The organism is Pseudorhizobium tarimense (assembly GCF_022968135.1).
In the GTDB taxonomy this organism is placed as follows: Bacteria; Pseudomonadota; Alphaproteobacteria; order Rhizobiales; family Rhizobiaceae; genus Neorhizobium; species Neorhizobium tarimense.
Genome location: NZ_JALJRA010000001.1, coordinates 314377 through 340639, shown reverse-complemented (window position 1 = coordinate 340639; position 26263 = coordinate 314377). Strand labels below are relative to the sequence as shown.

At 61.8% G+C, this 26263-nt stretch carries 20 protein-coding genes; 12 read left to right on the top strand and 8 right to left on the bottom strand.

Annotated features, from left to right (window positions below):
• Positions 1 to 28: 28 nt before the first annotated feature.
• The 3 genes from MUU54_RS01715 to glyS all read left to right on the top strand — a co-directional run bounded on the left by MUU54_RS01715 (position 29) and on the right by glyS (position 4907).
• Positions 29 to 580 (top strand): LemA family protein, encoded by a 552-nt coding sequence (locus MUU54_RS01715; protein ID WP_247242278.1) that lies wholly within the window; start codon positions 29 to 31, stop codon positions 578 to 580.
• Positions 581 to 590: 10 nt separating this feature from the next.
• Positions 591 to 2516 (top strand): DUF2207 domain-containing protein, encoded by a 1926-nt coding sequence (locus MUU54_RS01710; protein ID WP_247242277.1) that lies wholly within the window; start codon positions 591 to 593, stop codon positions 2514 to 2516.
• A gap of 105 nt (positions 2517 to 2621) precedes the next feature.
• The gene (glyS, locus tag MUU54_RS01705) at positions 2622 to 4907 is read left to right on the top strand and encodes a glycine--tRNA ligase subunit beta (RefSeq protein WP_247242275.1); all 2286 of its coding nucleotides are present in this window, start codon (positions 2622 to 2624) and stop codon (positions 4905 to 4907) included.
• A 58-nt stretch (positions 4908 to 4965) separates the two neighbouring features.
• Here the strand turns inward: glyS and MUU54_RS01700 are convergent, their stop codons facing one another.
• The gene (locus MUU54_RS01700) at positions 4966 to 5415 is read right to left on the bottom strand and encodes a plant virulence effector HPE1-like domain-containing protein (protein WP_247242274.1); all 450 of its coding nucleotides are present in this window, start codon (positions 5413 to 5415) and stop codon (positions 4966 to 4968) included.
• Between the two features lie 86 nt (positions 5416 to 5501).
• The gene (gene purD / locus MUU54_RS01695) at positions 5502 to 6773 is read right to left on the bottom strand and encodes a phosphoribosylamine--glycine ligase (RefSeq protein WP_247242273.1); all 1272 of its coding nucleotides are present in this window, start codon (positions 6771 to 6773) and stop codon (positions 5502 to 5504) included.
• 146 nt (positions 6774 to 6919) lie between these two features.
• Here purD and MUU54_RS01690 point away from each other — a divergent pair, with 146 nt between their 5' ends.
• From MUU54_RS01690 to ubiA, 3 genes are all read left to right on the top strand, one after another.
• Complete coding sequence (locus tag MUU54_RS01690; protein WP_247242272.1) at positions 6920 to 9229, top strand: Tex family protein; 2310 nt, start codon at positions 6920 to 6922, stop codon at positions 9227 to 9229.
• A 151-nt stretch (positions 9230 to 9380) separates the two neighbouring features.
• The gene (locus MUU54_RS01685; protein WP_247242271.1) at positions 9381 to 10637 is read left to right on the top strand and encodes a cyclopropane fatty acid synthase; all 1257 of its coding nucleotides are present in this window, start codon (positions 9381 to 9383) and stop codon (positions 10635 to 10637) included.
• 43 nt (positions 10638 to 10680) lie between these two features.
• Positions 10681 to 11634 (top strand): 4-hydroxybenzoate octaprenyltransferase, encoded by a 954-nt coding sequence (gene ubiA, locus MUU54_RS01680; protein WP_247242269.1) that lies wholly within the window; start codon positions 10681 to 10683, stop codon positions 11632 to 11634.
• Positions 11635 to 11694: 60 nt separating this feature from the next.
• On the opposite strand, the gene MUU54_RS01675 is transcribed toward ubiA, so the two are convergent.
• Entirely contained in the window at positions 11695 to 12261 is a 567-nt protein-coding gene (locus tag MUU54_RS01675; RefSeq protein WP_247242267.1) for a DUF6101 family protein, read from the bottom strand.
• Positions 12262 to 12529: 268 nt separating this feature from the next.
• Here MUU54_RS01675 and MUU54_RS01670 point away from each other — a divergent pair, with 268 nt between their 5' ends.
• Positions 12530 to 14857, top strand: a complete 2328-nt coding sequence (locus MUU54_RS01670; RefSeq protein WP_247242266.1) for a DUF1217 domain-containing protein — start codon at positions 12530 to 12532, stop codon at positions 14855 to 14857.
• A 10-nt stretch (positions 14858 to 14867) separates the two neighbouring features.
• Here the strand turns inward: MUU54_RS01670 and MUU54_RS01665 are convergent, their stop codons facing one another.
• The 3 genes from MUU54_RS01665 to MUU54_RS01655 are packed head-to-tail and all read right to left on the bottom strand — an operon-like array spanning position 14868 to position 17943.
• Positions 14868 to 16298, bottom strand: a complete 1431-nt coding sequence (locus MUU54_RS01665; protein WP_247242265.1) for an FAD-binding oxidoreductase — start codon at positions 16296 to 16298, stop codon at positions 14868 to 14870.
• 11 nt (positions 16299 to 16309) lie between these two features.
• Positions 16310 to 17287 carry an L-threonylcarbamoyladenylate synthase gene (locus MUU54_RS01660; RefSeq protein WP_247242264.1) on the bottom strand — a complete coding sequence of 326 codons (978 nt, stop codon included), beginning with the start codon at positions 17285 to 17287 and terminating at the stop codon, positions 16310 to 16312.
• Positions 17288 to 17331: 44 nt separating this feature from the next.
• On the bottom strand, positions 17332 to 17943 hold the full coding sequence (locus MUU54_RS01655) for a DUF6656 family protein (protein WP_247242263.1): 612 nt from the start codon (positions 17941 to 17943) through the stop codon (positions 17332 to 17334).
• A 161-nt stretch (positions 17944 to 18104) separates the two neighbouring features.
• Here MUU54_RS01655 and MUU54_RS01650 point away from each other — a divergent pair, with 161 nt between their 5' ends.
• The 4 genes from MUU54_RS01650 (at position 18105) to MUU54_RS01635 (ending at position 21946) form a co-directional block, all read left to right on the top strand.
• Positions 18105 to 18572 carry a BA14K family protein gene (locus MUU54_RS01650; protein ID WP_247242262.1) on the top strand — a complete coding sequence of 156 codons (468 nt, stop codon included), beginning with the start codon at positions 18105 to 18107 and terminating at the stop codon, positions 18570 to 18572.
• A 193-nt stretch (positions 18573 to 18765) separates the two neighbouring features.
• Positions 18766 to 19218: a BA14K family protein gene (locus MUU54_RS01645; RefSeq protein WP_247242261.1), complete on the top strand. Its 453-nt coding sequence runs from the start codon at positions 18766 to 18768 to the stop codon at positions 19216 to 19218.
• Between the two features lie 180 nt (positions 19219 to 19398).
• A complete protein-coding gene (locus tag MUU54_RS01640; RefSeq protein ID WP_247242260.1) occupies positions 19399 to 21180 on the top strand; it encodes an acyl-CoA dehydrogenase in 1782 nt (593 codons plus the stop codon).
• Positions 21181 to 21190: 10 nt separating this feature from the next.
• Positions 21191 to 21946: a crotonase/enoyl-CoA hydratase family protein gene (locus MUU54_RS01635; RefSeq protein WP_247242259.1), complete on the top strand. Its 756-nt coding sequence runs from the start codon at positions 21191 to 21193 to the stop codon at positions 21944 to 21946.
• 2 nt (positions 21947 to 21948) lie between these two features.
• Here MUU54_RS01635 and MUU54_RS01630 read toward each other — a convergent pair whose 3' ends face one another.
• On the bottom strand, positions 21949 to 23193 hold the full coding sequence (locus tag MUU54_RS01630; protein WP_247242258.1) for a class I SAM-dependent RNA methyltransferase: 1245 nt from the start codon (positions 23191 to 23193) through the stop codon (positions 21949 to 21951).
• Positions 23190 to 23939 (bottom strand): TlyA family RNA methyltransferase, encoded by a 750-nt coding sequence (locus tag MUU54_RS01625; protein WP_247242257.1) that lies wholly within the window; start codon positions 23937 to 23939, stop codon positions 23190 to 23192. Before MUU54_RS01625 ends, MUU54_RS01630 begins: the two co-directional genes overlap by 4 nt.
• A 209-nt stretch (positions 23940 to 24148) precedes the next feature.
• Here MUU54_RS01625 and MUU54_RS01620 point away from each other — a divergent pair, with 209 nt between their 5' ends.
• Entirely contained in the window at positions 24149 to 26209 is a 2061-nt protein-coding gene (locus MUU54_RS01620) for a methyl-accepting chemotaxis protein (protein ID WP_247242256.1), read from the top strand.
• Positions 26210 to 26263: the final 54 nt, after the last annotated feature.

Here is a 26263-nt window from a genome sequence, read left to right as displayed (position 1 = left end):
CGGACTGAAAGCTTCTGGGGGTCTTCGGATGTATATCCTGCTCGGCATTGTCGTACTAATCATCCTGTACGGCGTCTTCCTCTACAACAGCCTCGTCAAGTCGCGTCAGATGGCGGAGGAGGCGTGGTCGGGGATCGACGTGCAGCTGAAGCGCCGCGCCGACCTCATCCCGAACCTGATCGAGACCGTGAAGGGCTATGCCGCTCACGAGAAGTCGACCTTCGAGGAGGTCGTCGAGCTTCGAAACCGTGCCCAGTCCGTCGCACCCGGCGATGTTGCAAGCCGGGCGCAGGCGGAGGGCCTGCTCAGCCAGGCGCTCGGCAGGCTCGTTGCTTTGGCTGAAGCCTATCCGGACTTAAAGGCGAACCAGAACTTCCTGGAACTGCAGAACTCGTTAGAAGCGATCGAACACGAGGTCCAGATGTCCCGGCGCTACTACAACGGCGCCGTGCGCGACCTGAACGTGAAGGTCGAAAGCGTGCCATCGAACATCGTCGCCAATCAGTTCGGGTTCTCCAAGCGCGAGTATTTCGAGATCGAGGATCCGGCCGATCGGGCAGTTCCTGCGGTCAAGTTCTAGCGGACGGACGATGTTGCGGTTCCTCCTGCCTGTCCTGCTCTGGCTGGCCATGGCCATACAAGCCATGGCAGCCGAAAGTATCAGCTCCTATCATTCCGATATCCAGGTTGCGGCCGATGGCGAACTGACGGTTGCCGAAACCATCACGGTCCACGCCGAAGGCCGCGACATCCGGCGCGGCATCTTTCGGGACTTTCCGCTGACCTTGGAAGACGAGGAGGGGCGTACGCTACGGGTGGACTTCGAGGTCCTCTCCGTCACCCGCGACGGGGAACCGGAGGAGTGGCATACCGAAAGCGTTGCCGGCGGCGTTCGCATCTATGCCGGTTCTGCCGAATCGCAGCTCGACCGTGGTCCGTACACCTATGTGATCACCTACAGGACCGACCGGCAGATCCGCTATTTCGACGATCACGACGAGCTTTACTGGAATGTCACCGGCAACGGCTGGATGTTCCGGATCGAACAGGCGTCGGCTCGGGTGACGCTGCCTGCCGGTTCCCAGGTGACGGAAACGGTCGCCTATACAGGACCGCTCGGCAGCGCCGACACGAATGTCACCATGCGCGCGAACGGAAACACGGCCGTCTTCTCCACGCTGCAGCCTCTTCTACCGGGGGAAGGGCTGACGGTGGTGGTGGGAATTCAAAAAGGCGTGATCGATCCGCCATCGAATGCCGAGCAGCGAGGCTGGTGGCTGCGCGACAACATGAACGCGATCTTGGGGCTTGGCGGGCTGCTCGTCGTCGCGCTCTACTACGCCCGCAACTGGACGCGCGTCGGCCGTGACCCGGCGGAAGGTGTGGTCGTGCCGCGCTGGGATCCGCCCGATGGCATTTCGCCGGCCCTTGCAAACTATATCGACAACAAGGGATTTTCGGGCGGCGGCTGGACGGCACTGTCGGCGAGCGCCATCGATCTGGCGGTCACGGGCTATGTCACGCTGGAAGGCCTGAAATCCTCGATCACGATCCGCCGTACCGACAAGAGGATCAACCCCTCCTTGCCTGCTGGGCAAGCAGCTCTACTCAAGGACATCGGCAGCCCTGGCGAAGAAATGGTCATCGACAAGGCGAACGGCTCCAAGATTCAGACCGTCGGCGCCAATTTCCGCCGCGCGATAGAGACGGAACATCGAGGCAAATACTATCGCTCGAACATCGGCTACGTGATTGGCGGCGTCGCCCTGAGCGCTGTCGCGCTCGCCCTGCTGTTCCTGTTCGGAAACATCGAGCCGGACCTGATGGTCGTCTTCATCGTTCCGGTTTTCCTGGCCGCCTTCTTCGGCAGCTTTGCGGTGAGCATCGGCAAGAGGCTCCGGCGCGGCCGCTCGCTGGCGTCCAAGATCTTCTCCGTGGTCATTCTCGGCTTTTTCGGCCTCGTGGCCATTTCCATCCTCTCAAGCCTCCTTGTGATGGTCTTTGCCGAGCTTTCCGCACAGGACCACTGGCCGCTCCTCGTGTCGGTTGGGGGGATCGTGCTGGTGAACGTCATCTTCTTCTTCCTGATGGGAGCACCGACCCCGTTGGGGCGTAAGCTGATGGACGGGATAGAGGGTCTGCGAACCTATCTTACCCTTGCCGAGAAGGACCGGATGAACATGGCAGGCGCTCCGCAGATGTCGCCGCAGCACTTCGAGACGCTATTGCCCTACGCAGTAGCGCTCGGTGTTGAAAAGCCGTGGAGTGAGCACTTCGAAGCATGGCTTGCTTCGGCTGCGGCAGGCGCTGCTGCGGCAAGCTACGTACCGACATGGTACGGAGGCCGCGACATCGGCAGCTTCGGCGGCCGCATCGGCGGCTTCTCGTCCTCCATGGCCTCGACCATCGCCTCCACCATCCCGGCACCGAAGACCAGCTCCTCGTCCTCCGGCTTCTCCTCCGGCGGCGGCTTTTCCGGCGGCGGAGGAGGAGGAGGGGGCGGCGGCGGTTGGTAGCCGACTGACACTTTCAACACCCTTGCTGATGACTTTTTCCGGTTGGCTTGCTAGAGCCTCGGCACGCTAAGCCATCTGTGTGAAATTGACTGAAAAGTTGACCATATGCCTGATCTGCTTCTTGAACTCCGCTCGGAGGAAATCCCGGCCCGCATGCAGCGCAAGGCTGCCGGCGACCTGAAGAAACTCGTCACCGATGCACTGGTCGAGGCAGGTCTGACTTACGAGGGTGCGCGCGAATACTGGACGCCGCGTCGGCTGACGCTTGATGTCCGCGGCCTCACGGCGCGTTCTGCGGATCAGCGCGAGGAGATCAAGGGTCCCTCCACCAAGGCGCCGGAGCAGGCGGTGCAGGGCTTTCTGCGCAAGGCGGGCCTGTCGTCCGTCGCGGAAGCGCAGGTGGTGAGCGATCCGAAAAAGGGCGACTTCTACCTGGCTGTGCTTTCCAGGCCCGGGCGAGCGGCGGAAGAGGTCATCGCTGCCGTCATGCCCGGCATCATTCGCAACTTCCCTTGGCCGAAGTCCATGCGGTGGGGTGCGGCCTCCATGCCAAAGGGCGCTCGATTCGGCGGCGTCGACGGCAAGGGATCGGAAAGCCTCCGCTGGGTCCGACCGCTGCAGTCCATCGTCTGCGTCTTCGGTCCCGAGCATGACGAGACGCAGGTCATTCCGTTCGAGATCGACGGCCTTGTGGCCGGCAACGTTACCTACGGGCATCGCTTTCACGCGCCGGAGCCAATCACCGTGCGCCGCTTCGACGATTATGTGACGAGCCTTGAGAAGGCGAAGGTCATGCTGGATGCGGAGCGCCGCAAGGACGTGATCCTCCACGATTCCCGCGATCTGGCCTTCGCCAACGGTCTGGAATTGGTCGAGGACGAGGGCCTGCTGGAAGAAGTGTCGGGCCTTGTCGAATGGCCGCATGTGCTGATGGGCGAGTTCGAGCAGGACTATCTTGAAATCCCAACGGAGATCATCCGGCTGACCATCAAGACCAACCAGAAGTGCTTCGTCGCCCGCCTGCAGGGAGAGGAAAGACTTTCCAACCGCTTCATTCTCGTCTCCAACATTGAGGCCAAGGACGGCGGCAAAGAGATCATCCACGGCAACGGCAAGGTCGTGCGCGCACGCCTGTCGGATGCCAAGCACTTCTGGACACGAGACCAGGGCAATCTGCCGGATCTCCAGGAACTGGAAGCATCGGCCAAGACCTTCGCTCTCGATCTCAAGAAGCCGCTCGATCAGCGCATGGCGAAGCTCGACGCACTGAACGTCACCTTTCATGCGAAGCTTGGGACGCAGGGGCAGCGCGTCGCCCGCATCAGGTCGCTTGCGGCTAAGCTCGCCGAGATGATCCATGCAGATGCAAAGCTGGTCGATCGGGCGGTCGTGCTCGCCAAGGCCGACCTCCGCACCGAAGCCGTCGGAGAGTTTCCAGAGCTGCAGGGCCTCATGGGGCGCCGCTATGCGGCACTTCAGGGCGAGGACGCTTCGGTCGCTGCCGCCGTTGAGGATCACTACAAGCCGCAGGGCCCGTCCGACCGCGTGCCCGACGACAAGGTGTCGATCACCGTCGCACTGGCCGACAAGCTGGATACGCTCACCGGCTTTTGGGCAATCGACGAGAAGCCGACCGGCTCAAAGGACCCTTACGCGCTTCGCCGGGCGGCCCTTGGCGTCGTCCGCATCCTGCTGGAGTGCAACGTGCGGCTCAATCTGCTGCCGGTGCTGCAGGCGGCAATGCCGGGAGACGCAGGGGCTCCCACCGTGTCGCCGATGAGCGTTGAGGGATCTGAGAAGGCGCAGGCTCTGGCGGACAACAGCTACATCAACGAGACCTTCCCCGTCGTCGATCCCTCTGCCCGGACCGTGGAGGACCTGCTCTCCTTCTTCCACGACCGCCTTAAGGTCTATCTGCGCGACCAGGGCGCCCGCCACGACATCATCGACGCCGTGCTGACGCCGGAAGCCGACGACCTCCTGATGGTCGCCCGCCGCGCCGAGGCGCTGACCGCCTTCATCACCTCGGAAGAGGGCCGAAATCTTCTTGCCGGCACCAAGCGTGCGGTGCAGCTGCTGGCTGCGGAGGAAAAGAAGGGCACGGTCGTCGCCGACGGCGTTTCGGAGGAATTGCTGAAGCTCGACGCCGAGAAGGCGCTGTGGTCAGCAATCAAGGCGGCCTCCGGCGAAGCAACCGAGGCGATCGCCAAGGAAGACTTCCGCTCGGCCATGGAAGCTCTTGCAAAGCTGCGGGCTCCGGTCGATCGCTTTTTCGAGGATGTGCTCGTCAACGACGAGGATACCGCAGTCCGCGCCAATCGTCTCGCGCTGCTGAAGGCGATCCGCGAGGCAACGGCAACCGTCGCCGACTTCTCGAAGATCGCAGGCTGAGGGCGGAAGCCCCTGTCAGGTGACCATCAGTCCGTCGATTGCGGCGGACTGAAGCGCGTCAGTTCAGTCGCAGCTGCATCGTAGCAAGATTGAGCGCCTGCGGCTCTTGTGCGGGGTCTGCGGCAGACGACATGTCTGCTTCCACCGATCCGACCAGAGCCTGACGGTCTATGCCGTCCCGGCTCGAGCTCGCGAGCATCGAGCTGTTGGCAAATGTCCAGTCATGGACCTTGCTGACATAGACGACGGGCGATCCGCCCAGCCAAGCTTCGGTGCGCAGCACCTTCTTCTCGCCACCGATCTCTACCACCTCAGTCTTTTGCACACCCGGCTCAAGGACGGGGACCTTGTAGCCGGACGCTTCGTCCTTCGGCTTCAGGGGAGGGCAGTCGCTACAGCTCTTCATAACGACGCTGCCATTGCCGCCGTGGGTGATAACCAGCGTCAGCGATGACGCTAGGGTCGGGCAGCTCGCCAGGATCAGGGCGCTCGTCAGCAGAAAACGCATGGCTTGACTCCTCTCATGATGTGAGAGGTGTAGCGCCAGACCGTTTCCATCCCGTCAGCAGGACTGGTAAAAATTGAATGAACGGCTCAGGTGTTTTCGCGAGCGATGGCACGCCAGCCGATATCCCGGCGGCAGAAACCGTTTTCCCAATCGACAAGCTCGATCAGAGCATAGGCCTTCGCCTGCGCGTCGGCCACGGTGGCGCCGGTTGCCGTCACATTCAGGACGCGGCCGCCCGTCGCCACCAGCTGCCCGTTGTTCATCGCGGTGCCGGCGTGAAAGATCTTCTCGTCAGTACCGGTCGTTGGAAGGGAGACGATCGGCGTGTTCTTCTCATAGGATCCGGGATAGCCGTTCGACGCCATGACCACGGTCAGCGCGACGTCGTCTGACCATTCGGCCTCAGCCTGCTCGAGCGTGCCGGTAGCCGCAGCGTGAAGCAGCGGCAGGAGATCGCTTTTCAACCGCATCATCAGCACCTGGCATTCCGGGTCGCCGAAGCGGACATTGTATTCGATGAGCTCGGGACCCTTGGCAGTGATCATCAGTCCGGCAAAGAAGACGCCGGTGAAAGGATGGCCGCTTTCCGCCATGCCCCGGATGGTCGGCTCGATGATCTCCTTCATGGTGCGGTCCACCATGTTCGGCGTCATCACAGGTGCCGGCGAATACGCCCCCATGCCGCCGGTGTTCGGCCCGGTGTCGCCGTCGCCCACACGCTTGTGGTCCTGCGCGGTCGCAAGCGCCAGTGCCGTCTTGCCGTCCGACAGGCAGAAGAAACTCGCTTCCTCGCCGTCGAGAAAGGCCTCTACGACAACTTCCGCACCTGCGGAGCCGAGGGCGCCGGAGAAGCAATCGTCGACGGCGGCAAGCGCTTCATCTAGCATCATGGCAACGGTCACGCCCTTGCCGGCGGCCAGACCGTCGGCCTTGATGACGATTGGCGCTCCCTGCTCGATGACATACGCCTTCGCTTCGTTAGCATTGGTGAAGCGGCGATAAGCGCCGGTCGGGATCCCGTAGCGGGCGCAGAGATCCTTCGTGAACCCCTTGGAGCCTTCCAGCTGTGCTGCGGCAGCCGATGGCCCGAAGGTAACAATTCCCGCCTCGCGCAATCGATCCGCCAGTCCCGCAACCAGCGGCGCTTCCGGACCGACGACCACAAGATCCACTGCTGCGTCGCGGCAAAAGGCGACGACCGAGGAGTGGTCGTCGATATCCAGCGGAAGAAGTTCGGCATGTTCGGCGATGCCCGGATTGCCCGGTGCGGCGAAAAGCTTCGTAAGCTTTGGTGATTGGGCAAGCTTCCAGGTCAGCGCATGTTCGCGGCCACCGGAGCCGATCAGCAGAACCTTCATGTCACGCCCTCTCTTTTTGCCTTGTGCGGCGGTTAAGGGGAGGGGCGGCAAAGGTCAAGCGTGCAACTTGTGGAATCGGGCTTCCTCCACGTTGCCTTGCCTCAAAGTTTGACTATGGTCGCGCCTCCGAAACGAGAGAGACTGCCATGGCCGCCGATATTCGCTCCCTTGCCGCCGTGATTTCCGCGGAGATCAACGCCCGTCCCGATCAGGCGGCCGCCGCGATCGGGCTGATCGACGAAGGCGCCACCGTGCCCTTCATCGCCCGCTACCGTAAGGAAGTGACGGGCGGCCTGGATGACACGCAGCTTCGCACGCTCTCCGAACGGCTCGTATACCTGCGCGAGCTTGAGGCGCGGCGCGTGTCGATCGTCGAGTCGATCAATTCCCAGGGGAAGATGACCGATGAGCTTGCCAGCAAACTCGCCGGTGCTGCGACAAAGGCTGAGCTTGAAGATCTGTACCTTCCCTACAAGCCGAAGCGCCGCACCCGCGCAGAAATCGCGCGCGAGCGGGGTCTTGGTCCGCTGGCGGATGCAATCTGGGCGGAGCGCACAGCCGATCCTGCCAAGCTGGCCGAGGGTTACGTCGCTGGAGAGGTCACGGATGTGAAGATGGCGCTGGAAGGCGCACGCGACATCGTGGCCGAAACCATCTCGGAAAACGCCGGCCTGCTCGGTCGTCTGCGCCAGCACATGCGCAACGGCGCAATGCTGAAGGCGAAGGTCGTCGAAGGCAAGCAGGAAGCCGGCGCCAAGTTTGCCGACTACTTCGATCATTCGGAACGCTGGGTGACCGCCCCCGGCCACCGCGCGCTTGCCATGCTGCGTGGTTGGAACGAGGAAGTTCTGACGCTCTCGATCGAGGTGGACCAGGACGACCCGTCACCGGTGAAACCGGCGCAGCGGATCATCGCCGCTACCTTCCAGATTGGCGACAAGGGACCGGCGGACCGCTGGCTGATGGATGTCGCCGGCTGGACCTGGCGCGTGAAGCTCAACACCTCCCTGTCGCTCGATCTGATGCGGGAGCTGCGCGAGCGCGCCGAGGAGGAGGCGATCCACGTCTTTTCGCGCAACCTCAAGGACCTGCTCCTTGCCGCCCCCGCAGGCTCGCGGCCCACTATGGGCCTCGATCCCGGCATCCGGACCGGCGTCAAGGTTGCCGTGGTGGATGGCACAGGCAAGCTCTTGGAAACCACCACCGTTTATCCGTTTCCCCCGCGTAACGATGTTCGCGGGACACAAGCAGAACTTGCCAATCTCGTGCGCAAGTACAAGATCGAGTTGATTGCCATCGGCAACGGCACCGGCAGCCGCGAAACCGAAAAGCTGGTGGCCGACATGCTGACAAACCTGACGGCGCCGAAACCGACCAAGGTTATTGTCTCGGAGGCGGGCGCCTCCGTCTACTCCGCATCGGAAACGGCTGCGGCAGAATTTCCGGGGCTGGATGTATCGTTGCGGGGTGCCGTCTCGATTGCCCGCCGCCTGCAGGATCCGCTCGCGGAACTGGTGAAGATCGAGCCGAAGTCTATCGGCGTTGGCCAATATCAGCATGACGTCGACCAGGGGAAGCTGTCGCGGTCGCTCGATGCCGTGGTGGAGGATGCGGTGAACGCCGTCGGCGTCGATCTCAACACCGCCTCCGCACCGCTCCTGTCACGCGTCTCCGGCCTCAGCCGCTCGATTGCCGATGCCATTGTCGTCCATCGGGATCAGAACGGCCCCTTCCAAAGCCGCAAGGAGCTCCTGAAGGTTGCTCGCCTCGGCAATCGCACGTTCGAACAGGCAGCAGGCTTCCTGCGCATTCCCAACGGTAAGGAGCCGCTGGATGCCTCGGCGGTACACCCGGAAGCCTATGGCGTCGCCAAGAAGATCGTCGCCGCCTGCGGTCGTGACCTGCGCACCCTGATGGGCGACAGCGCAGCCCTGAAGAAGCTCGATCCGCGGCGATTCGTCGACGAGCAGTTCGGCCTGCCGACGGTGAAGGACATTCTCGCCGAGCTGGAAAAGCCCGGCCGCGATCCCCGTCCGAGCTTCAAGACCGCGACCTTTGCCGAGGGGATCGACGAGATTAGCGACCTGAAGCCCGGTTTGATACTGGAGGGCACCGTCACCAACGTCGCAGCCTTCGGCGCCTTCGTGGATATCGGCGTTCATCAGGATGGGCTGGTGCATGTCTCGCAACTGGCAGACCGCTTCGTCAAGGATCCGCATGAGGTCGTGAAGGCCGGCGATGTGGTGAAGGTGCGTGTTGTCGAGGTGGACGTAAAGCGCAAGCGGATCGGGCTGACGATGCGCAAGGAGGGAGGCGAGCCGGCGCCGGCTCCCACGCGGGATAACCGGAGCAACGCGAATACCTCTCGCTACGGTAGTGCTGCTCCTGCAAAGAAGGCAGAGCGCCAGATGGGGGGATTGGGTGCGGCCTTGGCGGAGGCCATGAAGAAACGCTGAGGTGTACACTTGCCGAGAGCCAGGGCGGCTGCGCTTGCGCGGGCGCCCTCCTGAACTGCTTTCTTGATGGAGAATAATACTTGTCTCTGTTGTGACAGGTAGTAACTTCAACCGGATTAATGAGCTAGATCAGTATCTCGGAGGTGAGTCTATGGCCTCGTCCCTCAATACTCTGCTTCATAAAATCATCAGGAATGGCACGCTGATCGTCCGTGGCCCGGGCGGCGATAGGCAGTTCGGCAGCGGTGGCGACCGGCGGGTGGTGATCCGCTTCGCCGACGAAGCCGCAGAGAGGGAACTCTACGCTGACCCACAACTCAAGCTTGGCGAGTTGTACATGGATGGCCGGCTGACGGTCGAGGAAGGCGACATCTACGAGTTCCTCGCGCTGGTGAAGGACAACACCCTCAGCGAGGGGCTGACGTTCGGAATGATCTGGCGCGGCATCCTGCGCATGCTCGCCTCACAGTTCCGCAACCGTGTCCCGATCAACCACAACCGCCGCAACGTGGCGCATCACTATGATCTGGACGAAAGGCTGTTCTCGCTCTTCCTCGACGAGGACTGGCAGTATTCCTGCGCCTACTTCAATCCGCCGGGCATCTCGCTCGATGAAGCGCAACTGACCAAGAAACGACACATCGCCGCCAAGCTTCTCGCCGAAGAGGGGCAGCGCGTGCTGGAGATTGGTTCAGGCTGGGGCGGCATGGCCATGTATCTCGCCGAAGCTTCCGGCGTCGACGTCACCGGGATTACGCTGAGCACCGAGCAGCTGAAGATCTCCCGCGAGCGCGCAACCAAGCGGGGACTCAACAAAAGCGTGCGTTTCGAGCTGCAGGATTACTACTACCTGCAGCCGCACACGAAATATGACAGGGTGGTATCGGTCGGCATGTTCGAGCATGTCGGACGGCTGAACTACCGTCGCTTCTTTAACAAGGTGAACGACGTCCTGGCCGACGACGGCGTCATGGTGTTGCACTCGATCGGCCAGCCTTACCCTGCGCTCTATAATGCTCCGTGGATCGAGAAGTACATTTTCCCCGGCGGCTACATCCCAGCAATCTCGGAGGTGATGCCTGCGGTCGAGAAGGCCGGGCTGCTCGTCTCCGACATCGAGATCTTGCCGATGCATTACGCCCATACGCTGCGTCACTGGCGCCAGCGATTCATGGACAACAGGGAGAAGGCGGCAGCCGTTTATGACGAGCGGTTCGTGCGCATGTGGGAGTTCTATCTGGCGGCATCGGAAATGGCCTTCACCCACGAGAACTTCTTCATCTTCCAGATGCAGATCGTCAAGAAGCGGACGGCGGTGCCGGATAATCGTGACTACATCCTGCTGCGTGAAGCGGAATTGAAGGCATTGGAAGAAAGCCGGATACGGCCAGACAGGATTGCCGTGTAGCCTTCGCTTGACCGGCCGGTTTCTGCGCCTGTAGAAACCGGAAATGAGCAATGTTGATCATTTGAAGGACAGGGTGGCGGACGCGCCATCCGGAAACTGGGTCTACCGGGTTCTGCCCCGGTCCGCCTGGCCCTATGCGCAGCTTGCGCGGTGGGACCGGCCGATCGGCTGGCAGCTGCTGATGTGGCCCTGCTTCTGGTCGTCGGCGCTGGCGGCCAACCATGCCGCGGATCTCGATCAGCTCTCGGTTAGCCTCTTCGTCTTCCACCTCTTTCTCTTCTTTGCGGGCTCGGTCGCGATGCGCGGCGCCGGCTGCACCTATAATGACCTCGTCGACCACGTAATCGACAGCGAGGTCGCCCGCACCCGCTCACGACCTCTGCCGTCCGGGCGCGTGAGCCGGTTTGAGGCAAAGGCATTTCTTGCGGTCCAGGCGATGGTGGGGCTGCTTGTGCTGATTCAGTTCAACGCTTCCGCAATCACCCTCGGCATCCTCTCGCTCGCGGTTGTTGCCGTTTACCCGTTCGCCAAACGCTTCACCGATTGGCCGCAGTTCTTCCTCGGTCTGGCCTTCTCCTGGGGCGGGCTGATGGGTTGGGCGGGCATCTTCGGTGGCCTGGCAATGGCGCCAGTCTGGCTTTATCTGGGTGCAGTCGCCTGGACGATCGGCTATGACACGATCTACGCCCATCAGGACAAGGAGGATGACGCGTTGGTGGGGGTTCGCTCCACCGCCCGTCTCTTCGGACAAAACACGAAGCGGTGGCTGATCGGCCTGTATGGAGCGACGCTGTTTCTACTGCTACTGGCCTATGCCGCAGCGGGCGTAGGCTTCATTGCCTACCTCGGGCTGCTGATCGCCGCAGTCATGTTTGCCTGGCAGATCCTCGTTCTTGACATCGACGATTCGGACCAGTGCCTCTCGCTCTTCAAGTCAAATAGCCGGGTCGGAGCTGTGATCTTTGCCGGCCTCGTCCTCGCGATCCCCTTTGCCTGAAACGCAGGAACCCGGCTTGCGGCCGGGCTCCAGCATCAGCGCGTGGCGGCGGTGGACCTTTCAGCGGCGCGCGATGATCTCCTTGCCTTCGATCTTCATCGTCACGCCGAGCTTGCCGGTGGTGCGACGGACCAGGAAGCGCGGGCGCCGGCTTGCAAAATAGGAATGGCGACGGCGCGGCTTGGCGGCATGGGCGCGTACGTCGCCGAGGTGGTTTTCCAGCGGCCGGGCGATACCGTCTGCCTCGACCATCAGCATCGGGATGCGGAAGGCATCCGACCAGCTGCGCCAATCGGCAGCAATGTCGCAAAGGTCGTGCGCAACCAAGAGCGGAATGCAGAGCTCGGGATCCTCGTGGTGCAGCTCAAGCGTAACGGTGACCTCACCGTCGCCATGATCGATGGCGCGGGCGGCGACGCCCTTGAAGGCGCGTGCCGGCAGTGCAAAAGATAGAGGCAGGCCGCTCGTAGGCAGGACCTTTCGGAGCACTGCGCCGCGCTCGTCGAGGGTGATCATGACGTCTTCGGACGAGCCACGCAGGGCGTAGGTCACTTGCTGCGGAAAGCGCGTGGGGTCCAACCTGAGGGTGGAGCCTGCCCAGGCAGGCTTCAGAACCGTGTTCGTCATCGTGTATACTACCCTTGTTTTACCTGAGAGCCGTTTCCGGTTTCTCCACGGGACTTTTGTCCTCTGATGGACAGACCATACGAGCCGTCACCTGCCTGACGGCTTAATATTCGCGGTTAATGAAGCTTTGCCTCCGTCGATGGTTATCGAAACCCGAGGCGACTCGGTTTCCAGAGGGTGAACGTCCCATGGCGGAAGACGCTAAAGCCACGGGCAAGGCTCCGGCGCCATGATGGCAACGGCATTACTATGAGCGGAGCTTCAGTCCATGGTCTCGACCTATCTCAGCTACGACCTCGTCAACCGCGACATGTTCAAGACGCTGCAGCGCGTTGCTTCGGATCAGCAGGTTGCGCGTGAGGCGCAGTATTACCAAGAGAATATCGGCAAGGTCTCGACCATTGAGGAATTCATGGACGACTATCGGCTGTACTCATATGCGATGAAGGCTTACGGCCTAGAGGAGATGACCTACGCCAAGGCCTTCATGAAGAAGGTCCTGGAGAGTGACCTAGGCGATCCTAACAGTTACGCCAATCTGCTTACCGACGAACGATATAAGACGTTTGCTGCAGGCTTCAGTTTCTCCGCATCCGGGGCAACGCCGATCGCACAGTCGGCGGCGCAGCAGGAGGATATGCTGGAGCTGTACGACCAGAGTATTCTGGCGATGGAAGACGCGGTTGCCGAGGAAACGCGCTACTACAAGGTGATGATAGCGCAGGTCGACAATGTCGATGACATTCTTCAGAACGACCGGCTGCGCCAGTACGTATTCGGCGCGCTAGGCATCGACGATAGCGTCTACTCCTATGATGTTGTCAGACAGGCGATGACCAGCGACAAGGACGATCCCAACAGCTACACCAACACAGTGCTCAAGGACCAAATGGATTATCTGGCTGCGAAGCTGAGTGCGACGCAAGCGGAGCTTGCCGCGCTGGGCAACAATGCAACGGAGCATGTCGAGAAGAAGACAGCGCTGAAGGCGGAGATTGCGGGTTATCAGAAGGCGATCCTGTCCACGCAGGCCCACATCGACCTCGCTGGCGCCTTTGAATTTGCTGCCGACGGCACGTCTGCCAAGGGTGCTGCCCAAACGGAGCAGCAACTGGCGGCAACCACTGATCTCTATCTGCTCGGCCAGCCTCGGCAAACGCGCGAGTCGGCACTGCGAGAGCGCGAGTATTTTGAACAGAAGATTACAGCAGTGACGAACGTTGATGAACTTCTGGATGATCCACGACTCTATGACTATGTGCGCAAGGCATTTAATTTAGATGAGCTTTACGTGGTCAAATCGACTTTGGAGCAGATCCTGACAAGCGATCTCAGTGATCCGAAAAGCTACGCTAACCTCTATGCCGAGGAAAGGCCGCAGTATATTGAGCTAGCGAAGGCGTTCAACTTCAACACCGACGGAACTGTAAATGGAACGCAGGTGCAAACTGTAGCGCAGACGCAGTTGACCGCGAACAATTATTTCAGCCGCTATGACGACAAACAGGAGGAGGCAGACGAGAAAGCGATCAGCCTCTACAAGTCCGAAATGGCGGCAGTCAAATCGATCGACGACTTCCTGTCAGATGAAGCCATCTATGGATTTGCTCTCAAGGCTGTCGGCCTTGATCCGGATTCAGTTTCAATGTTGACACTCAAGAATGTCCTAAAAAGCGATCTGTCGGATCCCAAAAGCTACGTGTACGGACTAAAAGATGAGCGCTATCTTACGCTTGCGCAGGCATTCAACTTCACGCGCGACGGTAGCGTCACAGCGCCAATCCAGGCGCAATCGCCCGCGACAGTCACTGCGACGGCGAAAGAGTATATCGTTCAGCAGACTCGCTTCCTGAAAGGTGCAGAGGAAGAGGCAGCACGCGAGAAGGCGGATGCCGAGGCCTCCTACTACACCAGCACCATGGCAGGGATCAAAACCCTCAATGAACTCCTTGCCGATCGAAGGCTGGTCGATTTTATACTGACGGCTAAGGGGCTGGATCCTCAAACAGTGACAGATGATTTCCTAAGGCAGGTCTTTGGTTCGGACCTGGAAGATCCAGAAAGCTTTGTCAATCAGCAGACGGACAGCCGCTTCGCCGAAATTCTCGGAACCTTCAACTTCGACGCCAGTGGCAATCTTGATCGTAACACCTCTGCGTCAGTCCAGAACCTCGGCCAAACGATCGAGACGCAGCAAATGTACCTGCGGCAAACGCTGGAAACAGAACAAGGCAATGAAAACGCCGGCGTTCGGCTCGCTCTCTACTTTGAGCGAATGGCAGGCTCGATCACCGATGCTTACGGCATCATCGGCGACGAGGCGCTGGCAGAGTTCGTCCGCATTGCCTTCAGCCTACCAAGCGAAATGGCCAACATGGATGTGGACCAGCAGGCGAAGTTGATAGAAAAACACCTGACCCTGTCCGATCTGTCCGATCCGCAGAAGCTGCAAAAGTTGATCCAGCGATTCACGATTCTTTACGACCTGGAGACTGGCTCCACAGGGCCGTCTCCCGTGGACATCTTAACTGGTGCCAGTGCCTACTCGGGCATCAGCGCCGATACGCTATGGTCTCTGTCGCAGTTGCGACAGTAGCGAAAACCTCTCACAGCGAAATTACCTTCCCCGGATTCATGATGCCAGCCGGGTCGAAGCTCCACTTGATGCGGCGCATCAGGTCGATCTCGATGGGCGGGCGGATACGCGCAAGTTCGTCCCGCTTCAACTGGCCGATCCCATGTTCCGCCGAGATCGAGCCGTCCATGTCACGCACGATGGCATGGACGATCTCGTTGATTTCATGCCAGCGAGCCAGGAATTCAGTCTTGTCCGCCCCCACGGGCTGGGAAATGTTGTAGTGGATGTTGCCGTCGCCCAGATGCCCGAAGGCGCAGATGCGGGCGCCGGGCATGGCCGCCAGTACCGCGCTTTCCGCACGCTCCATGAATGTCGGGACCTTTGAAATCGGCACGGAGACGTCGTGCTTGATAGATCCGCCCTCCGGCTTCTGCGCATCCGACATGCTCTCGCGCATGTGCCAGAGCGCCTGCTGCTGCGCCACGGACGAGGCGATGACGGCGTCTCGCACGATGCCTTCCTCTACACCGGCCGAAAGCAGCGCCTCGACCATCGTCTGGGCAGTTTCCGCCGAGTCGGAGGTCGAAATGTCGATCAGCGCATACCATGGATGAGGTTCCGACAGCGGATCGCGGACACTCTCGATGTGGCGTGTGGTGAACTCGATGCCAATGCGTGGCATCAGCTCGAAACCGGTTAGCGCCGTGCCGCAGAGGTTTGAGGCCTTCTCGAAGAGGCGCAGCGCATCGGCGGGTGAGGAAACGCCGGCGAAGGCGACCTGGTGGCCCACCGGCTGGGGGAATAGCCGCAGCACCGCTCCGGTGATGATGCCGAGCGTGCCTTCCGCGCCGATGAAGAGATCACGCAGGTCGTAGCCGGTATTGTCCTTCTTCAGCCGTCGAAGGCCGTCCCAGATCTCGCCGGTCGGCAAGACGACCTCCAGTCCAAGGCAGAGCTGGCGCATGTTGCCATAGGCAAGCACTGCGGTACCTCCTGCGTTGGTAGAGAGATTGCCCCCGATGCGGCAGGTGCCTTCCGAGCCGAGCGAAAGGGGAAAGAGGCGATTGACGTCCGCCGCCGCCTTCTGAACGTCTGCAAGAATCGCGCCGCCGTCTGCAACAAGCACGTTGGCAACCGGGTCCACATCCCGGATGCGGTGCATCCGCTCCAGCGAGACGATGAGCTCATTGCCGCTGCTGCTCGGCGTTTGGCCGCCAACGAGACCGGTATTGCCGGTCTGAGGCACGATCGGTGTTCGTGTTTCCGTCGCAAGCGAAAGAATACGGGACACCTCCTCCGTGGATCCCGGCCTCAGCACCATCGGGGAGGCGCCACGGTAGAGTCCGCGGTTTTCAACCAGCCGCGGTGCGATGTCCCGCTCGTCCCGTAGGGCGTTCGCTTCCCCCACGATGGCGGCGAAGCGCCCAATAAGATCGGAAGGGGTGGCCTGGCGGTCCATTGCGCGTGTCCTCAAGTCCTTGGTGCGGCGGCACGAGTAAGGCGGTCGTTGATCGCTTCGCCTAGACCTTCATGTGGTATCGGCGTCACCGCTATGCCATTGACCGAGGCAGCGTCCGCCTTTTTCAGGTAGTCGAAGAGGTTGGCCGCCGCTTCGCGCAGATCCCCGTTCGGGCTGAGGTTGAGAACGAGGGCGGCTTGCCCGAGGTCGAGCGTGGATGTGTCACCGAAGCAGATGATTGCTTCGCCCGGGACCACGTCCCTCGCATTGAGCCGGACCGGCGCCGTCGGTGCGTAGTGAGACGCGAGCATACCCGGCGCTTCGATTGTTGGTGAAGGCGATTGCGGCCGCAGGATCGGCAGCGCGGTGGCCGCCGCAAGTGCTTCTGCCGAAACGCCGCCCGGGCGAAGAAGCCGGATGCAATCCTTCTCAACCCGCACGATCGTCGATTCCACCCCGACAGGCGAGGCGTCGCCATCGATGATCAGACCGAGCTTTTCTCCTAGATCTTCCGTCACATGTAAAGCGCTGGTCGGGCTGACCATTCCCGAGGTATTGGCGCTTGGTGCGGCAAGCGGCCTGCCAAACGAATGGATCAGAGCTGAAGCAAGCCCTTTGGGGACGCGGATGCCGACGGTATCCAGCCCCGCCGTCGCCAGTGGATGAATGCCGCCGCCTTCTCTGAGCGGCAGAACAAGCGTCAGCGGTCCTGGCCAGAAATGCTCCGCCAGTCGGCGCGAAACAGGATCGAAGATCGCGTATCGCTCCGCCATCGCAAGATCTGCCATGTGGCAGATCAGAGGGTTGAAGCGGGGCCGCCCCTTCGTCTCATAGATGCGGGTGATCGCTACCGGATCGGTGGCATCAGCAGCAAGACCATAGACCGTCTCGGTCGGGATGGCGACGGGAAGGCTCTTCGAAAGGGCCGCCTTCGCCGCTTCGATGGCTGTCTCGGCCCCGTCGCTGATATGGATGATCTTCGCTGTCATGCCGCCGTTCCTAGCGCGGAATGGCCGTCGCCGGCAATCCATCGTTAGCCGTCCATCTGCCTCACGAGAGAACGCGCAGCCTCGTTCGGTGCACCCAGCATCAGCACGTTGCGCAAAGCCACCTGCGGATCGCTGGTGCGGAACAGCAGGCCGTTCTTGCGCAGCGAGCGGTCGATCTTGAACATGTCGCCCGGTGCCTTCTCGAACGCGACGGCAAAATACATCCGGCCCTTGCCGCTGCGAATGCGCTCGAAGAACGGATAGGTCTCGCTGATCTCGGATGAGAAGTTGGCGATGTAGAAGGACCAGTTCACGGGCTCCTCCGCCTTGAAGGCGGTGCTGGCGGTTGTCACGTGGCAATAGCCGAAATGTGGGATGTCATCGAACACGCGGTAGAAGATCGCCTTGGGCAGGCGGATCGCACGGTGAAAGGAATTGATGCGCTGGTAGGTCGTTTCGCCAGCTGCGGTGAGTATCCGCCCCGTTCGTTCAGCCACTTCCTCCGCACTGATATAGCGTCTGCCCGGCGAGGGGCGTTCAGGTGAGCTCCGCTCGATCCGCCCAGTGCGGAGAAACTCGGAGTGAGGGGCGGCGCTCCCCGCCCTGCCTGCTCCCGGTGTTGCGTCGTAATAGCGAAGCTTTCCGCTGCTCGGCACCGGCAGATCTCCCTGTTTATCTCAGAGAAACGGTAACCGAACATGGTTAAGCACTGGTATCTCTTCTCGATTTGCCGGTGAAGAAACACGACCTGGAAACGGAACCAACCCTTGGATCATCGGTTCTGTCGACAGATACAAAAGACAAGAGAGGAAACTCCATGCGTGCTTTCAGTTCTCGCTTCACCACCATGGCCGCAGCCTTCGCCATTGCGGTCTCCAGTTTCGTCCCGGTTCAGGCAATGCCGTTGCCCTCGGCACCGACCGCTGCGGCCCATACTACGGTAACCGACGTTCAGTACCGCGATCGCGGTGACCGCCGGTGGGATCGCCGCGATGACCGGCGTCACTATCGCCGCGGCTATCGCGCAGGCTACCACAATGGTTATCGCGGCTATCGCAACCGCCGCCCCGGCTATCGCTACTACAACGGCTTCTGGTTCCCGCTTGCAGCCTTCGCAAGCGGGGCCATCATCGGCGGCAGCTCGTCCCAGGCCCGCCCCAGCCGCAGCCTCAGCGCGCGGCACTACCAGTGGTGCGAAAACCGTTACCGCTCCTACCGGGCGTCGGACAACACCTATCAGCCCTATGAGGGCCCTCGCCGTCAGTGCTACTCGCCCTATTCCTGATCCCTCAGGATCGATCGTGAAGCCGCTCCTCGAACGGAGCGGCTTTTTCTGTTGGTGCGGAGCTTTTTTCCAGGATCAGCGTTGATGGGCGGTTCAGCTTGGGTTTCCTAGGGTGATCGCGATCCAATAACCAACGCTCGTTTCGAGCGCTGTGAGCAGGAGCGCAGGCAGTTCAACTTAGATGGAGACAAGGATGCTAAATCTGTTCAGGCAGGTCGCGGTCGCCGCACTCTCCGCAACGGTCATTGCCGGTGCTGTCGTTCCGGCACAGGCCATGCCGGTTGTTGCGGCGCCAGCGGCCGCCACCGACGTAAAGTCCGACGTAACGCAGGTCCGCCACCGCGAATATCACCGCGGCTACTATCACGGCCATCGCGGCTATCGTCACTACAGGCATGGTCACCGCTACCACGATGGCTATTGGTTCCCGCTGGCGGCCTTCGGCGCCGGTGCTCTGATAGGCGGTGCGATCGCCGCGCCGCCGCGTTACGTGCATCCGGTCCCGGCTCCGGTTTATCGGGCCAGCGGCATCAACCCGCGCCACTACGAATGGTGCAGCGCGCGCTACCGCTCGTATGACAGCTATTCCAACACTTTTCAGCCGTATCACGGTCCCCGGCGGACCTGTTACTCGCCCTATTACTGAGCGATCATCAGCTGATCCTGAAGGCCCGCGCAGCCGTCGTTGCGTGGGCCTTCTTCATGTTCCATCCTGTCAGCGAAGCCGCGTCGCTGATTGACAAGCACATTTACGTTTACGTAAAAAGCGAAAATGCTGCAGGATCGCAAGACTTGCCTCTCAGCCGGTCATGAGGAGGATCGCCAGATGTACAAAGCCCCCGTCGCAGATATAGCCTTCACGCTCAACCATGTCGCCGGATTGTCCGACGCCTTGCAGACCGGCAAGCTCGGAGACCTCGGTAGCGACCTCGTCGATGCGATCCTCGAGGAAGCGGGGAGATTCGCATCCAACGAGATGGCGCCGCTGGGTGTAACCGGCGACCGTCAGGGTGCCCGTGTATCGGACGGTGTCGTGACCACTCCCGATGGCTGGGCAGATCTCTATCGATCGTGGCGGGAAGGTGGCTGGAACGGCCTGACGGGCCCGGAGGAGTTCGGCGGCCAGAGCCTGCCCAACATGCTCAACGTCGCCGCGCTGGAGATGTGGAATTCCGCTTCCATGGCCTTTGCGCTGGCGCCGACGCTGACGATGGGCGCCATCGAGTCGCTCCACAAGCATGGCAGCGATGAACTCAAGGCGACGTATCTCGAGAAGCTCGTCTCCGGCGAGTGGACGGGAACGATGAACCTTACGGAGCCGCATGCGGGCTCCGATCTCGGCGTGCTGAAGACCCGCGCCGAGCGCCGCGATGACGGCAGCTATCGCATCTTCGGCCAGAAGATCTACATCACCTGGGGCGAGCACGACGCGGCCGACAACATCATTCATTTGGTTTTGGCGCGGCTTCCGAACGCCCCTGCCGGCACCCGCGGCATCTCGCTCTTTCTCGTGCCGAAGTTCCTGGTGAAGGAAGACGGTTCGCTCGGTGCGCGCAACGACGTGTTCTGTCACTCGATCGAGCACAAGCTCGGCATCCACGGCTCTCCCACCTGCACCATGATCTACGGCGACGGCAAGTTCGGCGACGAGAAGGGCGCCATTGGCTGGCTCATCGGCGAGGAGAACAAGGGCCTCGCCTGCATGTTCACGATGATGAACAATGCTCGCCTCGCTGTCGGTATCCAAGGTGTTGCGATTGCCGAAGCGGCCACCCAGAAGGCGATCGACTATGCGCGCGAACGCACGCAGGGCAAGGCGCCTGGCTGGAGTGGGTCGGGCATGAGCCCGATCATCGAGCACCCGGACGTCGCCCGCATGCTTCTGACCATGAAGGCGCTCACGCAAGGCTCCCGCGCCATCTGCTATGCCTGCGCCCACGCGCTCGACATGGCGCGCCACGGTGAAGGGGAGGAGGCCAGGGTGTGGGCGGAACGGGCGGCCCTGCTGACGCCAATCGCCAAGTCCTACTCCACCGATGTCGGCGTCGATGTGGCGTCCCTCGGCGTCCAGGTCCATGGCGGCATGGGCTTCATCGAGGAGACTGGTGCTGCGCGCTATCTGCGGGACGCGCGCATCGCGCCGATTTACGAAGGTACGAACGGCATCCAGGCAATCGATCTCGTGACCCGCAAGCTGCCGCTCTCCGCCGGCGCTCAGGTCGAAGGCTTCATCAGCGAACTGAAGGAGGTCGTGCGCCGCGTCGAAGCGGCCAATGATACGCAATTTGGCCTGACGGCCGATCGCCTTCATGCTGCAATCGACGATCTGGAGGCGGCGACAGGCTGGCTCCTGAAGGCACAGTCGGAGGGTCGGCACTCCGAGGCTTTGGCGGGAGCAACGCCGTACCAGCGCCTGTTCGGCCTCGTGCTGACCGGCGTCTATCTCGCCAAGGGTGCTCTGGCCGCGTCAGACGATAGCAAGTCCGATCAACGCATCGTATTGTGCCGTTTCGCAGCCGAGAATCTGCTTCCGGAGACCTCTGCCTTGAAGCGGCAGGTGGTCGAAGGGGCGGCAAGCTTGGAAGCTGCACGCGCGGTTCTGGCCTGAGGCGACGGCAATGAGCGAACATGTCCTTGTCGAGCATCCCCAGGCGCAGCCAGGCGTGATGGTTATGCGGTTCAACCGGCCGGACAAGAAGAATGCCATCACCACCGAGATGTACGAGCGGATGACCGTAGCGCTGCGCGAGGCGGACAATCACGCCTCCGTTCGTGCTGTTGCCTTCCTCGGCACCGAAGGATGCTTTTCCGCCGGCAACGACATGGCCGATTTCCTTGCCTATGCCATGGGCGACGGCGGGCGCCCGGCGGCAGTGGATTTCCTCCAGGCGCTGGCGACCTGTGATAAGCCGCTAGTCTCGGGCGTGGATGGTCTGGCGATCGGCATCGGCACGACGCTCAACCTGCATTGCGACATGACGTTAGCCTCCGACCGCAGCGTGTTCCGCACGCCCTTCGTCGATCTCGCGCTCGTTCCGGAAGCGGCCTCGAGCCTCATTGCCCCACGCATCATGGGCCACCAGAGGGCGTTTGCGCTTCTCGCTGCCGGCGAAGGATTTTCTGCCGAGCAGGCCCGCGAAGCAGGCATCATCTGGAAGGTCGTCCCAGCCGATGCGGTCGAGGCCGAAACGCTGGCACTTGCTGCAAGGCTTGCGCAAAAACCGCCGCACGCCCTGAAGATCGCCCGCAGCCTCATCCGCAATGGCGACGACGTCCTTGCCCGCATGGACGAGGAGCTTGTTCACTTCACCAAGCAGCTGCGCAGCGCCGAAGCCCGCGCAGCTTTCGAGGCATTCATGGGCCGTAAAAGCTGAAGCTACCGCTCCAGCAAGGCGACCGCTTCGACGTGCGTCGACCACAGGAACTGGTCGATAGGTGTCACGGAGCGGACCTTGTAGCCGCCGTCGATGAGGGTTCTGAGGTCTCGCGCGAGCGTGAGGGGATTGCAGCTGACAGCGGCGATCTTCTTGACGCCTGATCGCGCCAGCTCCTTCACCTGTGCCTCCGCACCCGCTCGAGGCGGATCGAACACGACGGCATCGTACTGTTTCAGTTCCTGCGTGGTCAGAGGGCGCCGGAACAGGTCCCGCTTCTCGACAGTCACCGCCTTGAGGCCTTGCGTGTTGCGGGCCGCCTGGTCGAGCGCCTTCAGTGGCTTTTCCTCCCCTTCCACCGCATGCACCCGTCCGGTGCGGGCAAGGCGCAGAGCGAACGTGCCTGAACCAGCAAAGAGATCCAGGACCCGTTTCGCCTTGCCCACGTGGGACAGCAAAAGCTCTGCCATCGCATCCTCGGCCTCCTTCGTGGCCTGCATGAAGGCGCCGGGTGGAGGGGAGACTGCTACGCCGCCAAAGTCGACGAGGGGCTTTTGCGGCTCCACCAGCACCTCGCCATTGGCTGATACGCGTGCAACGCCCTTGGCTGCGAGAACGGTTTCGATGACGCGTCGACGCTGCTTCTCGTTCAGCGGCTTCAGCCCCTCGGCTGCGAGATCAAGCCCGGTAAGGGTTTCGGTGACGGTTAGTCGGAACGTGTCTGCTCCGGCGGCACAGGACTCGGCAACTGCACGGATGGCAGGAAGCCCGCTCAAGATACCGGGCGAGGCGATAGGACATTCCTCGATCGAAACAATATGGTTGGTTTCCGCACGATTGAAACCGAGCAGCAGCCCCTTCTCGGTCTGGCGTGCGGAAAAGACGGCGCGGCGCCTCTGGCCGACCGCGCAACTGACCACCGGCGCAACCAACCCGTCGATCCCCTTTGCCTTCAACGCGTCAACGACGAGATCACGCTTGAAGGCTTCGTAGGGAGCGCTGGCGAGGTGCTGCAGCGTGCAACCCCCGCAGGCATCGCGGTCCGGATCGAAGTGGCGACAGAGCGGCTCGGCCCGATCCTCGGAGACTGCCGAGGTGGAGATGACCGTGCCGTGGTTGCCGTTTAGCGCGATCGCTACCGTTTCGCCCGGCAGGGCATGCGCCACATAGATCGGCCCCTGCGGCCCGTGCGCAATTCCATGGCCCTTTGCGCCAAGCTTCGAGATGGTGACGGTTTCTGTGCTCATGTCTTCCGTCCTGCGAGCAGGAATTCCTGGTTGCCTTCGCCGCCTGCAATGGGAGAAGGAATAAGTCCAAGGCTAGTCCAGCCCCTTTCCTCTGTCAGCCAGAGCTCCAACTCGCCCGCGATCTCTTCAGCCGTCTCCGGCCGTTTCAGGAGGCCGCCCTTGCCGATCGCCTCTCGGCCGGCCTCGAACTGCGGCTTGACCAGCAGCACGCATATGGCCCCGGGCTCGGCCAAGTTCAACGCGGGCGGCAAAGCGAGCTTCAGCGAGATGAAGGAAACGTCCGAGACGACCACGGACGGCGTTCTGCCCTCAAGATCGTCCGCCGTCAGATCCCGCGCATTTAGCCCTTCCAGGTTCGTCACGCGCGGATCGTCGGCAAGGCGGGGATGCATCTGACCGTGCCCCACATCGACCGCCGTCACATGGCTTGCGCCAGCTTCCAACAAGACCTGCGTGAAACCGCCGGTGGAGGCGCCGACATCGAGGCATTCTTTCCCGAAAACCGTCAGCTGGAAGTGCTCCAGCGCCGCGAAGAGCTTGAGCGCCGCCCGCGAAACATAGTTTTGTGCCGGATCATCGATCTCCACGACCGCATCTGCGGGAAAGACTTGACCGGGCTTCGTCACAGTCTGACCATTCACCTTGACGGTGCCGCGCATGACAGCATCCCGCGCCCGCGATCGGCTCTCAAAAAGCCGGATTGAGACGAGCAGTTGGTCGAGGCGTTGAGGGGCGGCAGGCGACATCGCGTCTCCATGATTGGCTTTCGTCAAATGTGCAAGGATTTTAGGCGTATCCGCATCCAGCAAAGGGAATTCTGTATCCTTTTCTCAATGGAATTTTAAGGCAGATGCGATTCCTTCTCGGCAGCGCCCTGACCTCGCGCCGCAGTCTTCGACGTCCGAAATCAGTTCGGACCAGTCGTTCAATTTCAGTCTGTTTACCGGCGGAAAAAATGGCCCTCCGAAACCTCTCCCTGAACAGAAAGCTAATCGGCACCTTCGCTGCAGTGATGTCTGTCTGCCTGCTGGCATCGGCGGGCGTCTTTTGGCAGGTCGTTCAAGCGACGCGAGCTTCGGTCGAGCAGACAAAGGCAAACGCTATCCTGCATCACGTCGATAATGCGCTCGAGGCGCTGCTGGAACAGGCGGTCAACCAGCGCGGCTATCTGCTGTTCCGGAGCGACAGCACCTTTAACGCCGTGTTCGCCGAGCGCGAGAAGATGATTGCCGAGCTCGAGGAAGCCAAGAAGGCCGCTGCCGATCGCCCCGCACTGGTTGCCTCGCTGGACCAGATGCGCACCGCTGCGGATGCCTTCCACAAGGAGCTCAGCGAACCCCAGCTGACAGCACGCAAGACGACGGAAGCACCGGTTTCGGAAATCGTCGAGATCGGCAAAAGCCAGTCGAAAGGTCAGCTCGGTGCATTCCGTGACGCGGCCATGACCATCAAGCAGGACGTGATCAAGCTGACGGATGCCATGCAGGCTGAGCAGGAAAACGCGCAGTGGAACGTCATGATGGCGCTCATGATCGGCGGTGCTGCGGCAGGCGTGATCGCCACCGGCCTCGTTTGGGCGCTCTCGCGTGCCATCGTCATTCCCATCGTCGGCATGACGCACGCGATGTCCCAGCTCGCCAGCGGAAACAACAACATCAACGTTCCAGCACTGAACCGCGGCGACGAAGTCGGTCGCATGGCGCAAGCCGTCGCGGTCTTCAAGGATGCCGCCATCGAGAAGCGTCGCCTGGAGCGGGAGAGCGAAGCTGCCCGTGCCGCGGCCGAGCGCGATCGGCTGAGCAATGAGGAGCTGAAGGCGCGCGAAGCAGGGCAGTTGGAATTTGCGGTCGATTCCCTTGCAAAAGGCCTCTCCAACCTCTCCAACGGTGATGTCGCCTATCGCATCGACGCACCCTTCGCCGGTAACCTCGACCGTCTTCGCGTGGACTTCAACGAGGCGGTTGCCAAGCTGCAGGCTGCGCTTCAGTCCGTCGGTGCCAACGCCTCGGCCATTAATGCTGGCGCAGACGAGATACGGGTCGCTGCGGACAATCTTGCACGCCGCACGGAGCAGCAGGCGGCCTCAGTTGAGCAGACGGCGGCAGCACTGGAAGAGGTCACGACCACCGTCAAGGATGCCGCCAAGCGTGCCGAAGACGTCGGCCAGCGTGTCGAACGGGCCCGTGCGGGTGCCGAGAAGTCCGGTGATGTCGTGCGCCGCGCGGTGGATGCCATGGGACAGATCTCGAAGTCCTCCGGCGAGATCATTAACATCATCAGCGTGATCGACGACATCGCCTTCCAGACCAACCTGCTTGCCCTCAACGCGGGCGTCGAGGCGGCGCGGGCCGGGGAGGCAGGCAAGGGCTTTGCCGTCGTCGCCCAGGAAGTGCGCGAGCTCGCCCAGCGCTCGGCCAATGCCGCCAAGGAGATCAAGTCACTGATCACCACCTCCTCTGACCAGGTGGATGCCGGCGTCGCCCTCGTCGGTGAAACGGGCCAGGCCCTTGAAGCCATCGTCGGAGAAGTCCAGGAGATCAACGAACACATCAAGGCGATCGTCACCTCCACTCGCGAGCAGTCGACCGGCCTTCAGGAGATCAATGTCGCGGTCAACACGATGGACCAGGGAACCCAGCAGAATGCGGCCATGGTGGAGCAGCAGACCGCCGCCAGCCATTCGCTCGCCAGCGAGGCGGAATCGCTGAACAGCTTGCTGCGGCAGTTCAACCTCGGCAGCCAGGCGACCAACCGCGCTGCACCGCGGATAGCAAGCCCCGCGCCTCTTGCACCTCCATCGAAGCCGGTCATGGCCTCCGCCGCGCCCGCGCCAGTCGCGGCACCGGTCAGCAAGCCGGCAGCCAAACCGGTCCCGGCTCGCGCGCCGATGCCGGCAACAGCCGCGTCGCGTCCTGCGCCGTCGCCGGCCAGCGCTCTCCACGGCAAGCTCACCGCCGCCTTCGGCAGCGGCGCCGCTGCGGCAAAGCCGAGCGAGGACAACTGGGAAGAGTTCTGAGACGACTGCAGTGCTCGAATGAAAAACGGCCGGTTCAACCCGGCCGTGTTTGCT

Excerpts from the sequence above, each read along its gene's own strand:
- MUU54_RS01715 (WP_247242278.1), top strand. The coding sequence starts at position 29 with ATGTATATCCTGCTCGGCATTGTCGTACTAATCATCCTGTACGGCGTC.
- MUU54_RS01710 (WP_247242277.1), top strand. The coding sequence starts at position 591 with ATGTTGCGGTTCCTCCTGCCTGTCCTGCTCTGGCTGGCCATGGCCATA.
- glyS (WP_247242275.1), top strand. The coding sequence starts at position 2,622 with ATGCCTGATCTGCTTCTTGAACTCCGCTCGGAGGAAATCCCGGCCCGC.
- MUU54_RS01700 (WP_247242274.1), bottom strand. The coding sequence starts at position 5,415 with ATGCGTTTTCTGCTGACGAGCGCCCTGATCCTGGCGAGCTGCCCGACC.
- purD (WP_247242273.1), bottom strand. The coding sequence starts at position 6,773 with ATGAAGGTTCTGCTGATCGGCTCCGGTGGCCGCGAACATGCGCTGACC.
- MUU54_RS01690 (WP_247242272.1), top strand. The coding sequence starts at position 6,920 with ATGGCCGCCGATATTCGCTCCCTTGCCGCCGTGATTTCCGCGGAGATC.
- MUU54_RS01685 (WP_247242271.1), top strand. The coding sequence starts at position 9,381 with ATGGCCTCGTCCCTCAATACTCTGCTTCATAAAATCATCAGGAATGGC.
- ubiA (WP_247242269.1), top strand. The coding sequence starts at position 10,681 with ATGAGCAATGTTGATCATTTGAAGGACAGGGTGGCGGACGCGCCATCC.
- MUU54_RS01675 (WP_247242267.1), bottom strand. The coding sequence starts at position 12,261 with ATGACGAACACGGTTCTGAAGCCTGCCTGGGCAGGCTCCACCCTCAGG.
- MUU54_RS01670 (WP_247242266.1), top strand. The coding sequence starts at position 12,530 with ATGGTCTCGACCTATCTCAGCTACGACCTCGTCAACCGCGACATGTTC.
- MUU54_RS01665 (WP_247242265.1), bottom strand. The coding sequence starts at position 16,298 with ATGGACCGCCAGGCCACCCCTTCCGATCTTATTGGGCGCTTCGCCGCC.
- MUU54_RS01660 (WP_247242264.1), bottom strand. The coding sequence starts at position 17,287 with ATGACAGCGAAGATCATCCATATCAGCGACGGGGCCGAGACAGCCATC.
- MUU54_RS01650 (WP_247242262.1), top strand. The coding sequence starts at position 18,105 with ATGCGTGCTTTCAGTTCTCGCTTCACCACCATGGCCGCAGCCTTCGCC.
- MUU54_RS01645 (WP_247242261.1), top strand. The coding sequence starts at position 18,766 with ATGCTAAATCTGTTCAGGCAGGTCGCGGTCGCCGCACTCTCCGCAACG.
- MUU54_RS01640 (WP_247242260.1), top strand. The coding sequence starts at position 19,399 with ATGTACAAAGCCCCCGTCGCAGATATAGCCTTCACGCTCAACCATGTC.
- MUU54_RS01635 (WP_247242259.1), top strand. The coding sequence starts at position 21,191 with ATGAGCGAACATGTCCTTGTCGAGCATCCCCAGGCGCAGCCAGGCGTG.
- MUU54_RS01630 (WP_247242258.1), bottom strand. The coding sequence starts at position 23,193 with ATGAGCACAGAAACCGTCACCATCTCGAAGCTTGGCGCAAAGGGCCAT.
- MUU54_RS01625 (WP_247242257.1), bottom strand. The coding sequence starts at position 23,939 with ATGTCGCCTGCCGCCCCTCAACGCCTCGACCAACTGCTCGTCTCAATC.
- MUU54_RS01620 (WP_247242256.1), top strand. The coding sequence starts at position 24,149 with ATGGCCCTCCGAAACCTCTCCCTGAACAGAAAGCTAATCGGCACCTTC.